Here is a 15,919-nt window from a genome sequence, read left to right on the forward strand (position 1 = left end):
AAAATGCAATAAAATAATAAAAAGAAACCACAATTCTAGGATCGTGGTTCGCAAATATTGTAAAATTTAATTTCTGTTTTTTACCAAAATCCAACCCGTATATTTAACAGGTGTTTTTTCTTTGTTGGATTCATTCCAGTTAATGTGATACCAGTAAGTTCCTGTGGAAATTTTTTTGCCTAAATGTTTTCCATCCCATTTGTAATTATTGAATTTATCGCCGGTGAATATTTTATTTCCGTACCTGTCATAGATAACTAGAATAAGATTCTCTTTATATGACAAAGCACTGTAGTCAATATAATCATTATGTCCATCATCATTAGGAGTTATGGCATTAATAAGATTGACAACTGTAATCTCTACAGAAATCGGTTTACAATTATTGGCATCTTTTACGTAGAATGTATGTTGCCCTCTGGAAAGGTTGGTAAATACATTTGATTCCTGCCAGTTTGATGTTCCGTCTACGGAATATTTGTAAGGTGGTGTGCCACTAGTTACAATAACAGTTGCCGTATTGTTAGAGATTTCAATCTGAGTAATTACAGGATCCTGAGTTTTGATAACCTTTACAATCTGTGTAACAAAGCATCCGTCTTTTCCAAGAATAACGGTGTATTCACCAACTCCTACTCCCTCTATGGATTGTGTAGTGGCACCCGTGCTCCATTGATATGAATCATAACCAGGACCTGCATCAAGATTGGTTCTTGAATCAATACAAATATATTTATCAAGCAGAGTAGGAGATTTCTTAATAGGTTTTGCAATTAGTGTAATTTTTGCAATTCCAGTACATCCCTCATTACTTGTAATTTTAACATACACAACTCCTCCTGTAGATTCGTAATTTTGTGGATTGGTGATCTGATTGGTATTAGCGTTCAGGTCAGCTAAAGTAGGATAGTATTTTTTTGTTACCTGTTGATTATCAGTTATGTTGGCGTTTGTTAAATTAAAGTAAGCCTTATCTTCATACTGGCATGCCTCTAAAGTAGCATCCTTTACGATAAAAGGGACTATTGATAGGTTTAAGGTTACTGTTTCACAATCGATGAATTCCGGAGCATTTCCACAGAAAGTATAAACGATTACATCTGATCCTAAATATCCCGGTATAGGATTATAAGTTATTATACCTATAGAAGGGTTTAGAACTGCTGTTCCGTGAGTAGGTGCTGTTAAAATGGATACAGTACTCGGTACAGGTGTCTGTGTAGAGCTTGAGAATGTTGGGGTTATAACTTTTGTGGCACATATATTTATATTGGTTGTTGTATTTTTCATGCAGGTAAAAACCTTATAAATTGGAGTTGTTACCGGGCAGCTTCCCATTGTTACTTTAACGGTGTAGTTACCTGCCTGGGTAGGAGTGTAAGTATTGGTAGTAGCGCCAGGAATAGCAACTCCGTTTAAATACCATTGATAAGTTTCATATCCATCGTCAACCTCCAAAACAATACCAGGAACACATTCGCCGATCTTTTTAGTAATTACTGGGACTGATGAAAATCCTGCAAAGTAACCTCCATATCCTGCTGTGCTATATCCGCCGTTAATTCCCGCAGTTACCGCTTTTGTAGATGTAATAGATATATTGCCTGTAATCCCTTCAATAGCATAGGTTTGCCATTGGGTATTTCCTGTCAATGGGTAAGGCCCTTGTGCGGCAGTCGGAGTGACTCCGTTTACTAAAACAGCTGCTCCTGTTTCAGTTAGGATATTTAATTTCAAAGTGATGGGACTTGCTATATTCGGCATTTGGTTAATGTTTCCGATTTCATCAATCTTCCTGGGCAGGAAACAGTTTAGAGGTGGGATGTAATTAAATCCACAAGTTGCATTACTGCTACCCACGGCTACAAGTTGATATAAGTATACTTTTTTTGATGTGGAAATGAACATATTGGAATGTGTTCCCGCTCCGGTTTGTGTTACATAACTGGTTTCATTAATTCTATACCATTGTCCTGCATTGATTGTTGCTATAGCATTGGGGGAGCCATTTAAAAATATATCTGTATTATCTTCTGTGGCTATGATAATTCCGCCTTCCATATTTTGGGCAGGATCAGTAGAGCGAGTTTTAACCATGGCAAAAGTATTACCCAGCCTTTCTACAGGGACAGACTGGTCGAGAACAGGGTCAGAACCTCCTGAGCTTAATATCCCAAAATTTCCATTGCAGCTACCGTTGGTAAGCGCGACTGGTTTGTTGGCAACAACTTTAGCACCGATAAATCCGGTAAGATTTGGGCTAGAACTCCCAGAGCCTGCAAATATAAATGATTGTCCTTTGTTTAATGTAAAAGTATGTGAATTTCCTGTAGGTGTTCCTCCGTAGAAGGTCATTCCTGTGCCATTCCATGAAACAGTTACAATAGTATTATCTTCTGTAGCAAGAATTCCTGCGGTAAAATTATAAATAGAACTTGTCGAAGTATTAGGGCTGGATGCTACGAAAAATTCTTTACCAATACCTGCCTTTCCTTTACAGGTTATTATCTCCCCATGGGCACTTTGTGCCATTCTTAAGCTACAATAAAAACGTTTATCTGCCTTAAGGTATAGGCCTTTACCCGTTACAGTAAAACCATCAGTTGGGGAGGTCGCTAAAATTAAATTGTTATTGAGTGTATATGTTTGTGGGTTTCCTTTGCTTATTATAACAGTTCCTATAATAGAATTGTTATTGTAAATTTTTACTTCAAATGGGGTTACTGAATCCGTGGATAAATATAATGCATTAGTATAACCACCTACAGAATCGTAATAAGGCGCTATCCAGTGGTCTGTATCCCTCTGGGCAAAGAGTGTATTAATTATAAAAAGAACCAGAACTAGACTGAATAAATGTTTTTTCATGGTATTGGGAATTATAATTTTATACAAAAATAGTAGATTATTTGATATGTTTTAACAATAATCTATTACAACAATAAAAAACCACGATTAATTAATCGTGGTCTAATTATTTAATAATTATTTAATGTTAATTTCTATTTTTTACTAAAATCCAGCCCGTATATTTTATAGGTGTTTTTTCTTTGTTGGATTCATTCCAGTTGATGTGGTACCAATAAGTTCCGGTCACTATCTTTTTATCGAAATGTCTTCCATCCCATTTGTAATTGTTGAATTTGTCACCGGTGAATATTTTATTTCCGTACCTGTCATAGATGACAAAACTAAGATTCTCTTTATAACCCAGTTCACTGTAATCAATATAATCGTTGATATTGTCGCCGTTTGGAGTTATTGCGTTGATTAGGTTAGGAACCGTAATTTCAACAGAAATAGGGGTGCAATTATTGGCATCTTTTACATAGAATGTATGTTGCCCTCTGGAAAGGTTGGTAAATACATTTGAATCCTGCCAGTTTGATGTTCCGTCTACGGAATATTTATAAGGTGGTGTACCACCAGTTACAATAACAGTTGCCGTATTGTTAGAGATTTCAATCTGAGTAATTACAGGATCTTGAGTTTTAATTACGTTTACAATCTGTGTAACAAAGCATCCGTCTTTTCCAAGAATAACGGTGTATTCACCAACTCCTACTCCTTCTATGGATTGTGTAGTGGCACCCGTGCTCCATTGATATGAATCGTAACCAGGGCCTGCATCAAGATTGGTTCTTGAATCAATACAAATATATTTATCAAGCAGAGTAGGAGATTTCTTAATAGGTTTTGCAATTAGTGTAATTTTTGCAATTCCAGTACATCCCTCATTACTTGTAATTTTAACATAAACAACTCCTCCTGCAGAACCATAGTGTTGAGGTTCTGTGATCTGATTGGTATTAGCGTTCAGGTCAGCTAAAGTAGGATAGTATTTTTTTGTTACTAAATTAAAATCAATAACGTTTGCTGTTGTTAAATCAAAATAGGCTTTGTCTTCATACTGGCATGCTTCCAGGGTGGCATCCTTTACGATAAAAGGGACAACTGTCAGATTTACAGTTACTGTTTCGCAGTCGATGAATTCCGGAGCATTTCCACAGAAAGTATAAACGATTACATCTGGTCCTAAATATCCCGGTGCAGGATTATAAGTTATTATTCCTGTAGAAGGGTTTAGGACTGCTGTTCCGTGAGTAGGTGCTGTTAAAATGGATACAGTACTCGGTACAGGTGTCTGTGTAGAGCTTGAAAAGGTTGGGGTTATAATTTTAGTTGCACAAGCATTTATACTGGTTGTTGTATTTTTAATACAATTGAAAACCTTATAAATAGGTGTTGTTACAGGAGGACATGTTCCCATACCAACTTTCACGGTATAATTTCCTGCTTGGGTAGGCGTGTAAGTGTTGGTAGTAGCGCCAGGAATGGCAACCCCGTTTAGGTACCATTGATAAGTTTCATATCCATCGTCAACTTCCAAAACAATACCAGGGACACACTCACCGGTCTTTTTACTGATTACTGGGACTGATGAAAATCCTGCAAAGTAACCCCCATATCCTGCGGAGCTATATCCACCGTTAATTCCTGCAGTTACCGCTTTTGTAGATGTGATGGACACATTTCCTGTAATCCCTTCAATGGCATAGGTTTGCCATTGAGTATTTCCGGTCAATGGGTAAGGTCCTTGTGCGGCAGTCGGAGCGACTCCGTTCACTAAAACAGCTGCTCCTGTCTCTGTTAAAATGTTTAGCTTTAATGTAATTCCACTTGAAATACCCGGCATCTGATTAATGTTTCCAATTTCATCAATCTTTCTAGGCAGGAAACAGTTTAGAGGTGGGATGTAATTAAATCCACAAGTTGCGTTACTATCTCCTACAGCTACAAATTGATATAAGTATACTTTTTTTGATGTGGAAATAAACATATTGGAATGTGTCCCTGCTCCGGTTTGTGTTACATAACTTGTTTCGTTGATTCTATACCATTGTCCCGCATTGATTGTTGCTACAGCAGTAGGAGAGCCATTTAAAAATATATCAGTATTATCTTCTGTGGCTATGATGATTCCGCCTTCCATATTTTGAGATGGGGCTGTGGACCTAGTTTTGACCATGGCAAAAGTATTACCCAGTCTTTCTACAGGGACAGACTGGTCGAGAACAGGGTCAGAACCTCCGGATCCTAATATCCCGAAATTTCCATTGCAGCTACCATTGGTTAATGTAACGGGTTTGTCGGAGACAACTTTAGCACCGATAAATCCGGTAAGATTTGGGCTGGAATTCCCGGAACCTGCAAATATAAATGATTGTCCTTTGTTTAACGTGAAAGTATGTGAATTTCCTGTAGGTGTTCCTCCATAAAAAGTAACGCCTGTGCCATTCCATGAGACAGTTACAGTTGTGTTATCTTCTGTAGCAAGAATTCCTGCGGTAAAATTGTATAGTGAACTTGTTGAAGTGTTAGGGCTGGATGCTACGAAAAATTCTTTACCAATACCCGCTTTTCCTTTACTGGTGATGATTTCACCATGTACGCTTTGTGCTAATCTTAAACTACAATAAAAAGGCTTGTCCCCTTTAAGGTATAGTCCCTTACTTGTTGCAGTAAAAGCATTTGCTGTAGTGTTGGCCATTATAAGGGCATTGTCCGTGATGGTATAGACCTGTGGGCTCCCTTTACTGATTGTAACAGTGGTAACCACGGCATTATTATTATAAATTTGTACATCAAAGGGAGTGACCGAATCTGTAGATAAATATAGTGCATTGGTATATCCTCCAACGGTATCATAATAAGGGGCTATCCAGTGCTCAGTATCTCTTTGTGCGAAAAATAGGTTAATTGTAAAAAAGAACAGTAATAAACTGAGTAGAAATCTTTTCATAAACTTGGGAATTAGGATTTCTACAAATTTAAAATAATATTTGATATATCATTAATAAATTACGGGCTAAAATAAAAAATAATTCATAATTATATGTCAAAAATCTTTTGAGTGTATGAAAATTATAATCGTAAAAAGAATAATTTTTACCATGGCGATTTTAAGTTCAAAAATAATAGTAAGAGCATAAAAAAATCCCGATGAATTTTCATCGGGATTTTATTTATCTTAAGAAGACAAGATTAGTTAAGACTTACTCTTACAAATCCTGTAACTTTTAAATCTCCATTAACAGATTTTACATAGTCTGCAACAGATTGGCTTCCATCTTTAATAAATGCCTGGTGAACCAAAGTGTTTTCTTTGTAGAATTTCTGCATTTTACCTTTAAGGATGTTGTCGATAATGTTTTCAGGCTTACCTTCTTTAGTAAGAAGTTCTCTTTCGATTTCTAATTCCTTGTCAATAGTTTCCTGAGAAACTCTTGTTTCGTCAAGAGCGATAGGGTTCATTGCAGCAACCTGCATAGAAACAGCTTTAGCAGCTTCATCAGCTCCTTCTACTTTAGAAGAAAGAGATGTAATTGCAGCGATTTTGTTTCCAGCGTGGATATAAGCTCCTAAGAAAGGACCTTCTAGTCTTTCAAAAGCACCGATCTCAATTTTTTCACCAATAACTCCTGTTTGCTCGATAAGTTTTTCAGCAACAGTAATTCCGTGGAAGTCTGTAGCTAGAAGCTCTTCTTTAGTTGCAGCAAAAATTGCCATTTCAGCTAACTCATAAGCTAACTCGATGAACGCTTCGTTTTTAGCAACAAAGTCAGTCTCACAATTTAAAGAAATAACAGCACCTAAAGTGTTATCTTCATTTACTCTTGCAATAACAACTCCTTCAGTAGATTCTCTGTCAGCTCTGTTAGCCGCAACTTTTTGTCCTTTTTTTCTAAGGATATCTACTGCTTTTTCGAAATCTCCTTCAGCTTCTACTAAAGCTTTTTTGCAGTCCATCATACCTGCACCTGTTTGGTTTCTCAATTTTGCTACGTCTGCAGCAGCTGGTGTATAAGACATAATATCTATTATTTTTTTTATTAAGAATTAGTTTTGATTTTTTAGTTTATTTTTGAGCAGTGCAAAGATAATGATTTTAATGACAAACTAAAAATTGACTTTTCACGTTATTTATTTGTTAATAATTTTAAAATGCTTAGTTAATGAAAAAAATATTTCTCCTTATATTTTTATGCATTTTTACACTTGGCTTTTCTCAGAAGAAGAAAAGGGCCAAATCTAAAGCTGTTGTGGAAAAAGAGACTTTGATAATATATACTGAACAGGATGCTGAAAGTTCAAAGGAGGCAAGAGTAATAGCCGGATTTTTAAAACAAAACCCGAATCATGCAAAAACAGATTACTTTAAAAGGAAGCTGATAGAAATAATTATGGCGGATAATTCTCCTGAGGCAAAACCAACTATTAAGCCTATTAGTAAAGAAAAAATAGAAAAAATTGTTAAAAATAATGAATTGAACAGTGGCAAAACACTAGCCGTAAATTCAGCATCTGCACCTTCTGAAACAAAAGTAAATTATGCCAGCGTAAGCGGAAGTAAAAAATCAGAACCAAGTGAAGAGAATAAAAGGACTGCTGCTATGCTTACTCATCTTTTTAGCAATGATACTAATTTAAAAGAGGCATACATCAATATTAAAAATAGATCGAACTGTAATTTGATTGTAAAGATCAGCGGGAAAAAATATTACAATCTAAGTGTTCCTGCAAAAGGGCAGAATTTTATTTTAATAGATAAGGGAGAATATGTTTTGACAACAATGGTTTGTGATGCAAAATATTCTTCCATAAAAAAGATCAGCAAAGATATTGAGATTGAGCTGAATGTTTCTGAATAAAAAATTGAATGATCAATATAGAATAAAAAAACGGTTAAGAATTTCTTAACCGTTTTTATTTTTATCCTTTAAATTGCCCCATGGCAATGAATTTTTCTTGACGTTGAGTTTCAAGTTCCTGTCCTGTAAACTTAGAGAAAGCTTTTATGTTTTGCAAAATTGAACTTTTCAAATTCAAATATGCTGTTTCAGGATCGTAGTGTGCTCCTCCCAGAGGTTCTTCGATAATCCCATCAATGAATTTTTCTCTTAAGGCATCTTGTGGGGTAAGATTTAATGCATTCGCTGCATCTTCCTTGTGATCCCAGTTTCTCCACAATATAGAAGAACAGCTTTCAGGTGCAATTACAGTATACCATGTGTTTTCCAGCATATATACTTTATTTCCAACACCTATTCCTAATGCTCCACCGCTAGCTCCTTCACCAATAATGTAAGTGAATATCGGAGTTTTAAGCTGAACCATTTCAAAAATGTTTCGGGCAATAGCTTCACCTTGTCCACGTTCTTCTGCTTCTAATCCTGGATATGCTCCAGGTGTGTCCACTAAAGTTACAACCGGGATGCGGAATTTTTCAGCTAATTTCATTAGTCTAAGAGCTTTTCTATATCCTTCAGGATTTGGCATCCCAAATCTTCTGTGCTGTCTTTCTTTGGTTGTTCTCCCTTTTTGGGTTCCGATGATCATTACTTTGTGACCATCCAGAGTAGCTAAGCCTCCAACCAATGCCGGATCATCTGCAAAATTTCTGTCTCCGTGGAGCTCCAGAAAACTACCCTTGTCTGCAATACCATTGATATGATCCAATGCATAAGGACGATCAGGGTGACGGGATAGTTGTACTCTTTGCCAAGGAGTAAGGTTTCCATAGATCTCTTTTTTCTTCTCTATGATCTTATCCTCAATTTGACTACATGCTAATTTTACATCAACACCACTTTCTTCTCCTACTAAAGAACATGTTTGGTATTGGTCCATTAATTCTTTTATAGGAAGTTCGAAACTTAAATATTCCATTCTTGAAGTAAATTATATCGTTCAAATTTATGAAAAATTATGAAACTCTATTTAAAATTATTGTAGCATTGTCTATTCTTACTATAGTTTCTTCTTTTCCAAGCAGTTCCATGATATCTGGGACATCCGGCCCTTTCAATTCTCCTACAAGAGCGAGACGTAAAGGCATCATTACTTTGCCCATTCCAAGGCCCTTGTTATCTGCAAAATCATGTACCACCTGCTTCAATGTTTCTGCATTGAACGTTTCTGTTTTTTCTAAAACAACAGAAAGTTCACTTAAAATGGTTGCAGTGTCTTCATTCCACGCTTTCTTTGATGCTTTTTCATCATAGGAAGTAGGAGCTTCAAAGAAGAATTTTCCATTTTCATAAATGTCTTTTGGAAATGTTGCCCTTTCCTTCATAAGATGGATAATTCTGATTAGTTTATCATCAGAAATGTGGGATAAATCAAGATCTGTACTTTTTAAAATGTCAAGAAGTTCTTTATCAGACTTTAACTGAATATATTGATGGTTGAACCACTCCGCTTTCTCTTTACTGAATCTCGCACCTGCTTTATGAACTTTGTGAAGATCAAATTCTTTTATCATTTCTTTCAATGGAAGAATTTCCTTATCATCAGCAGGGGACCATCCTAAGAGAGCGACCATATTAATAAATGCATCCGGAAGATATCCGTTTTCTCTGTAACCTTTGGAGATATTTCCGGTTTCGGGATCTTTGAAATCTAACGGAAATACAGGAAATCCGAATTTATCACCATCTCTTTTGCTAAGTTTGCCTTTTCCTTCTGGTTTTAAAATAAGTGAAAGATGAGCAAATTGTGGAGCTTCCCATTGCATTGCTTCATATAATAAAGTATGTAAGCCCAAAGAAGGTAACCATTCTTCTCCACGAATAACATGAGTTATTTTCATCTCATGGTCGTCGATTACATTGGCAAAGTGATAAGTGGGCATTCCATCATTTTTAACCAAAACTTTATCATCTAAAGTATTGGTATTTACAGATGATTTACCACGGATAATATCCTCAAGATTTAAAATTCTGTCGACAGGCATTTTGAATCTCACCACGTAAGGTGTTTTTTCATCCAAAAGTTTTTGTACTTCTTCTTCGGATAATGCAAGGCTGTTTCTCAGGCGATTTCTTGTTTTGTTATCATAAGAAAAAACATCTCCTTTAGCTTCGTATTCTGCACGAATAGCATCCAGTTCTTCAGGAGTGTCAAAAGCCATATATGCATAATCCGTTTTTAAGATCTGCTCAGTATACCTGTCGTAAATTTCTCTTCTTTCAGATTGACGATAAGGAGCATATTTTCCTCCTTTTTTAGGACTTTCATCAGGAATGATTCCACACCATTCTAAAGCTTCTTCAATATATTCTTCAGCACCTTCTACATATCTTGCTGTATCCGTATCTTCAATTCTCAATACAAACTCGCCACCTTGATTTTTAGCGAAAAGATAATCATATAATGCGGTTCTTACACCTCCCAAATGCAAAGGTCCTGTAGGACTTGGAGCAAAACGTACTCTTACTTTCTCCATTATCAATTTTAATTTTTTGCAAATTTACTCAAAAATATATGGTTAACAGATATTTTGCGATTCTGATATTTTCTCTAGGATAAAATTCTTATAGTATTGTTAGGTAAGGATCATATATTCTTTAGACTGTTTAGAATAAATATATGTTTGGTTAAAATTAACAATTATATAATGATGAGCGTTGGAAATAATTAATAATTGTATTGATTAGGCTTAAATTAATTCAAATATTTGGGAACGTTTGTTCTTTTATTTATAGGGGTTATGGATGTTGTACAATTCCTTATTTTGTGATATCTATCATGTGGTCATATTTTTATCTTGTGGAATGGAATTTTTTTTTTGCAAAAAAAGAAATATGATAAAAAAACAATTTTCATTTTGTATTAGTGCTATACTAATGCTTTTTCTAGCTTCATGTTCTACAGAAGAACTTAATAATGAGGCCACACCAGAAAACTTGAACCGCCTGAATCGTTCAGCAGCGGGAAAATCTGCTGGAGATGGCATATATGATGTTTTAGGACATGGGTATAATGCAACTGGTGAATATGCTAGTGCCAATGCTGCCGGATTTCAGGTAATTGATATAGCAAGATTTAAAGCAGAGCAGGCTTCCAGATTAGTAACTGAGAATGTAGCTACTCAGGAGTATAAAGAAGAATACGGAGAAAATGCAGAAGCTTATTCTAAAATGGTATCAACTAAAGTAGGTGCTACAGTAGGATTTCCATTGTTTAAAAAAGTTCTCTCTGCATCTTTTAATTTAGCTGTAACAAATAATAATAAATTTGATGCTAAATATATATATGGAAGTTATAATCTTACAATTAAACAAAAGAGACTAAGGTTTAATACCACATCTGATGTTTTAGCAAACTATTTGACACCAGAGTTTACTCAGGACTTACAAACTAAAACCCCACAACAAATTGTTAATGATTATGGGACTCACGTATTATTAGATATTTATACAGGAGCAAAAATGGATATTTTATTCCAATCCGAAACGACTAATGAAAATCGTGAATATGCTGCTAGAGTGGGAGTTAAGGTTGCTGTAGCATCTATTGTTGATGTAAATGTTAACAATGATGTTGAAACTTCAAGCTCTAATAAAAATTATTCTAAAAAGCTTTCTTATAAGACAAGAGGAGGAGATCCATCGAAAGGGTTAATGGGAGAGTTAAATTTAGACCAAAGTAATCCTAAGATTAATATTTCAAACTGGCAAAATAGTTCAACACCGAATAACTCTGTTTTGGTAGATTTTGGGAATAATGGATTGGTTATTATTTATGATTTGGTAAAGGATCCAGTTAAAAAGGCACAGCTTAAAGCCTATGTTGATCAATATTTGATTGATAATCAAGTGTCTTTAGATTATACTACCACTATGTTATATGGTTATAAAAATGATCCAAGTAGTGATCATTACTTTTCTTTCGAAACTAATTTGCAACCATCCAGTTATTGGACGAATGAAGGGCCAACATTTAGAGCCTTTAGGTACAAAGCTCCTAATACAATTCCTATTTATTGCTACAAAAGTACTTCAGGATCAGAGCACTATTTTTCAAAAAGCAGTACGTTGCAACCTACTTCTTATTGGAACATCTACATCGGGTTAGCCTTTTATGCATATAAAGAACCTGGCGCTGGAAGGGTAGCTATATATAACTATAAAGCAAGAAATACGGGTGATCATTATCTTTCTACAAATCCAAACTTAGGTCCATCTAGTTATTGGGTTAATGAAGGAATTGAATTTTATGCCCCGGTAAATTAATTTTTTATATTAAAACAATTAAAAATAAAAAAGGCTGTCTGAATCTTCAGGCAGCCTTTTTATATATTTGCTCATTTACGAAAGTATCCTATTCCAAATATTTACGGTATCCAGTTCCTCATTTTTCAAATTATAATTTTGGGAAACAAAGTCTGAAGCCATTTTTCCTTTATGCAAGATCTCTGAAGGATTATTTTCATAAGATTTCAATGCTTCTTCTATTTTTTGGACAAACTCAACAATATTTCCATCTTCAACAGGACTTGAGAAATCATTTTTAAAATATTCTTTTCCTCCTTGCCCCCGATATCCTATAACATAACAACCACAGGCCATAGCTTCTACAGGAGGTAAACCAAAGCCCTCTTTGTGATTAAAACTTAAAAATAGAATACTTTCTTTCATAATATTCGCAACTTCTTCCTCAGTTTTATTATCTATCGGAACAAGGTTCCAGCCATTTAAAGATTTCCTTTGTTTTAAGATTGAAATTACCTGTGTAACATCATCACCTAGTTTTCTTGGCATAAAACAAATCTGCTTTTCTTTTTTATCATGAAAATTAAAAACACTTGAATCTACTCCCAATCTCATTTTTAATATATTGGCTAAAGGGAACGTAAATTTCATGTAATTAAGAGCGTCCTCTGAAGCAACTATAGTAGCAAGCGTTTTTGGGTGATTATATGGGTTTATTTGATAATCTTCATGTATAGAAAAATATCCAAAAGTATAGTAGCAGTTCTGATTGAAAATAACCTTTGAAATGTCTTTTTCAATATTGTGTATGTGTGGACCATATATTTCAGGGAATACCAGGATAGAATCTTTTTCAATTTTTTTACTTTTCCTTTGAAGAAAGGAAAGTGCTATTTTTCTAAAAAAGTTAACTTTTTTCTCTTTGTATGAATATTTTAGTTTTTTGAATAGGTATGGGCTATATTCAATTGGTACCTCCGTCCTAAACCAATCATCTTTTTTACCAATTTTTTTATGTAAAATAACGGCATTAAAGCCATTCCGGTTAAGTGTTTCTACCTGTCGATAGATTTGCTTTACACCTCCGCTGGCAAACTTATTATTAGGACATACAAAGTATATTTTAGTTTTCATTTAAAGAAATTATTGATTTTATCCAGTTTTTAATGTAATATTTTTCTTTGATCCAATCTAAAGGCTCCTCATATGCATTTGTAATAAAATTCTCAGGGATGATCAAATTTTTTACATCTTCAACGACAAGGATGTTATTAGGGTTATAAAAATCATAGTTAATAATCTCTTTATTCGTTGTAATTAGTTTCTTGCTCAGCCCTAAAGCTTCATAAGGCCTAAAAGATAATCCCTTTTGGTGAGGATGGGCTAGATCCAGGATTATCTTACTGTCCAGATAATATTTATATGATTTTGAAAAAGGAATAATCTCATGAATTACTTCTATATTATCGGGTAAATCTTCTTTGATTGGGACTGATTTATATGTGAAAATTTTTCCTTTTGCAGAAATGTTGTTAGAATTAAAATAATCAAAAAAATGAATTGTCTCCTCTATTCTTTGATCATAAGTTGCTAAATAGCTTACATCATATTTTACAGCAGTACTTTTATTTTTAACAAAATAAAAGTTTGTTATATAATGTAAATGATAATGTTCACAATCTTCAGAATCAAAACTACAACAAATATTAAATTGGTTAATATATTCTTTTTGAGCCGGAATTTTTTTAATACTATCCCAAAATAAAACAATTGAGACTTTAGATTTTTGTAGTGCTGAAGCTAAGTCAGCCTGACTTAATACATCGGGCCTGTTAACAAGTAATATATCATAATCATTACTGTTAATTATATGTTGGATGTGCTGTCCCCTTTTAATATTTTTTAAGTTTTTTCTTAGAAACGTTTTCAGAAAAAAATTATATACTTTTTCAAAAATATTTTTATATTGATATGGTAGAGTAGAATTAATATGAGTAACCTCACATTCACTATATTTTTTTAATCCTTCAAAAACAACTTCATTAAAACCATAATACCCCGGAGCTATAAATAGGAGTTTCTTTTTCATATTCTCAATTATTCAAATCAAATAATTTATTAGTCCAATTATCAATTGTGTAAAAGTAATAAATATTGTCTGGAATCTTCTCGTAAGGCTGTTCAAAAAATTGGGTATTCAGATTACTGCAGGTTTCATCTAGAACTAGGATGTTGTTGGGATTATAAAAGTCGTAATCTTTAATAGCTATGTTGTCGGTAATGATTTTCTTTTCAAGTGCCATTGCTTCAAAAACCCTGAAACTTAATCCGTGTTGGTTTTCCCGTGTAAGATCGAGTAGGGCTTTCGAGTTTTTATAATATCCCGGAAGGTCCTGATGGGAAATTTTCTTGATACTAAAGATAATGGATAAGCTTTCCGGCACTGTAATAAATAAATTCTTTAGTTGATTTTTCCAGCTTTTCTTACCGATAATCATAATTTGAAATTTTAAATTCAAAGCGATTAACTTCTTCGTAAGTAACTTAATAAAAGAGACTCTTTTATTGTCGTAGGATGTAATATAGAAAAGATCCATTTCCGGATTCTGCTCCTCCGAAGAATGGTGATCCAGATAAATATAATTGGTCAGCTTTTCAAAAGCGTGTTTTTTAACATCAATAATATCAAATGAAAAAATTTTATCAAAAAGCTTAAGTTTTTCAATTTCAACAGGGAGCCTCTCAAGGCTATCGTATAGATAAGTAATAAGTCTTTTGCTGTATGCCTTAATTTCCTGAAGAGTAGATATATCAAATGTGTCAGGATTTAGAACCAAAATTTGATCCTGCGGACCTAATGCTGCAAGTGAATCGATAACAAACTGTTGTCTTTTCTCCGTTTTCAGATTTTTATTTAAAAAAACCTTACTGATGGCATTAGTTGCTCTCTCCTGAAAGTTTGAATGCGTAACGTTTCCGATTTTAATATGATGTGCATCAATACCCTTTTTACATAGTGTATCTACAATATGTTTGTCGTAGCCCCAAAAATCATAACTAATTACACAAATCTTCATTCAACTATTTTTGTTCCTTTTTTAATGATTCATACGTTTCATACGTGCTTAACGCCTGCAAATATGAAAGCTGATAACCTTCTTTTCCATCTAATATTCCTAACCGCAAAATGTATGCCTTGAAAAATTTGAACGCTGTTTTGGAATATTGTGTTATTAGATTAAATTTTTTTCCTTTATTTGATAGTTCCTGTCCTTTCAGTATTCCATAATGAATCATTTTGTTTTTATAAGACTCATAATCTGAAACGGAAAAATGGAGTAGTTTATTCTTCAATTCTCCGACTGTTCCGGAAACTTCTAATGTTTCATGTACTTTTTTTTCTGAAATATATCTCGCCTTTGACTTTCTGAACAATCTGAAGTTCTTGTCAGTCTGGGTTCCTGAATAATGAATAGGTTTCCCTGCAAAGAAGAATTTTCTGTAAAAATAATAAGCATCTTTTTTGTGCGGTTTTTCAAGTTCATTAATTATTTCAGCTTTAAGATCCGGGGTAATTCTTTCATCACCATCCAGAAATAGGACCCAATCATTTTTAGCCTGATCCAGAGCTATGTTTCTTTGTTTAGTAAAATCTTCAAATTTGTTTTGGATGATTTTTACATTAGGATTAGCTTTAGCAATGTCTAAGGTTTTATCGGTGCTAAAAGAATCTACAATTATAATTTCATCACAAAAATCAAAACATTCAACGATTTCCTGTATATTTTTTTCCTCGTTATATGTTATGATTAAGCCGCTTATATTTATCATAACCATTTAGATGTTTGAAAACCATTAAAGTT

The 15,919-nt window shown here is 34.1% G+C and carries 11 protein-coding genes; 2 read left to right on the forward strand and 9 right to left on the reverse strand.

Annotated elements, in window-relative coordinates; all coding sequences use genetic code 11:
- Window positions 1-66 precede the first annotated feature (66 nt).
- The 3 genes from AAEU33_RS07100 to tsf form a co-directional block, all read right to left on the reverse strand.
- Window positions 67-2,868 (reverse strand): T9SS type B sorting domain-containing protein, encoded by a 2,802-nt coding sequence (locus tag AAEU33_RS07100; RefSeq protein WP_345991683.1) that lies wholly within the window; start codon window positions 2,866-2,868, stop codon window positions 67-69.
- A 127-nt stretch (window positions 2,869-2,995) separates the two neighbouring features.
- Complete coding sequence (locus tag AAEU33_RS07105) at window positions 2,996-5,803, reverse strand: gliding motility-associated C-terminal domain-containing protein (RefSeq protein WP_345991685.1); 2,808 nt, start codon at window positions 5,801-5,803, stop codon at window positions 2,996-2,998.
- A 242-nt stretch (window positions 5,804-6,045) separates the two neighbouring features.
- Window positions 6,046-6,873, reverse strand: a complete 828-nt coding sequence (gene tsf, locus AAEU33_RS07110) for a translation elongation factor Ts (RefSeq protein ID WP_172280880.1) — start codon at window positions 6,871-6,873, stop codon at window positions 6,046-6,048.
- Window positions 6,874-7,016: 143 nt separating this feature from the next.
- On the opposite strand from tsf, the gene AAEU33_RS07115 reads away from it, so the two are divergent.
- Window positions 7,017-7,712, forward strand: coding sequence for a DUF6759 domain-containing protein (locus tag AAEU33_RS07115; RefSeq protein ID WP_172280878.1), 696 nt, complete (start codon window positions 7,017-7,019; stop codon window positions 7,710-7,712).
- Between the two features lie 61 nt (window positions 7,713-7,773).
- Here AAEU33_RS07115 and AAEU33_RS07120 read toward each other — a convergent pair whose 3' ends face one another.
- Both AAEU33_RS07120 and gltX read right to left on the reverse strand, forming a co-directional pair.
- Window positions 7,774-8,730, reverse strand: coding sequence for an acetyl-CoA carboxylase carboxyltransferase subunit alpha (locus tag AAEU33_RS07120; RefSeq protein ID WP_172280876.1), 957 nt, complete (start codon window positions 8,728-8,730; stop codon window positions 7,774-7,776).
- 37 nt (window positions 8,731-8,767) lie between these two features.
- On the reverse strand, window positions 8,768-10,288 hold the full coding sequence (gene gltX, locus AAEU33_RS07125) for a glutamate--tRNA ligase (protein WP_345991689.1): 1,521 nt from the start codon (window positions 10,286-10,288) through the stop codon (window positions 8,768-8,770).
- A gap of 358 nt (window positions 10,289-10,646) precedes the next feature.
- Here gltX and AAEU33_RS07130 point away from each other — a divergent pair, with 358 nt between their 5' ends.
- Entirely contained in the window at window positions 10,647-12,077 is a 1,431-nt protein-coding gene (locus AAEU33_RS07130; RefSeq protein WP_345991691.1) for an MAC/perforin domain-containing protein, read from the forward strand.
- Between the two features lie 75 nt (window positions 12,078-12,152).
- Here the strand turns inward: AAEU33_RS07130 and AAEU33_RS07135 are convergent, their stop codons facing one another.
- The 4 genes from AAEU33_RS07135 to AAEU33_RS07150 are packed head-to-tail and all read right to left on the reverse strand — an operon-like array spanning window position 12,153 to window position 15,887.
- Window positions 12,153-13,190, reverse strand: a complete 1,038-nt coding sequence (locus tag AAEU33_RS07135) for a glycosyltransferase (RefSeq protein WP_345991693.1) — start codon at window positions 13,188-13,190, stop codon at window positions 12,153-12,155.
- The gene (locus AAEU33_RS07140; protein ID WP_345991695.1) at window positions 13,180-14,145 is read right to left on the reverse strand and encodes a lipopolysaccharide core biosynthesis protein rfaS; all 966 of its coding nucleotides are present in this window, start codon (window positions 14,143-14,145) and stop codon (window positions 13,180-13,182) included. Before AAEU33_RS07140 ends, AAEU33_RS07135 begins: the two co-directional genes overlap by 11 nt.
- A gap of 4 nt (window positions 14,146-14,149) precedes the next feature.
- On the reverse strand, window positions 14,150-15,133 hold the full coding sequence (locus AAEU33_RS07145) for a hypothetical protein (protein WP_345991697.1): 984 nt from the start codon (window positions 15,131-15,133) through the stop codon (window positions 14,150-14,152).
- A 4-nt stretch (window positions 15,134-15,137) separates the two neighbouring features.
- A complete protein-coding gene (locus AAEU33_RS07150; RefSeq protein ID WP_345991698.1) occupies window positions 15,138-15,887 on the reverse strand; it encodes a glycosyltransferase family 2 protein in 750 nt (249 codons plus the stop codon).
- Between the last annotated feature and the right edge of the window lie 32 nt (window positions 15,888-15,919).

The sequence above is a fragment of the Chryseobacterium sp. Chry.R1 genome (assembly GCF_039645525.1).
GTDB lineage: Bacteria > Bacteroidota > Bacteroidia > Flavobacteriales > Weeksellaceae > Chryseobacterium > Chryseobacterium proteolyticum.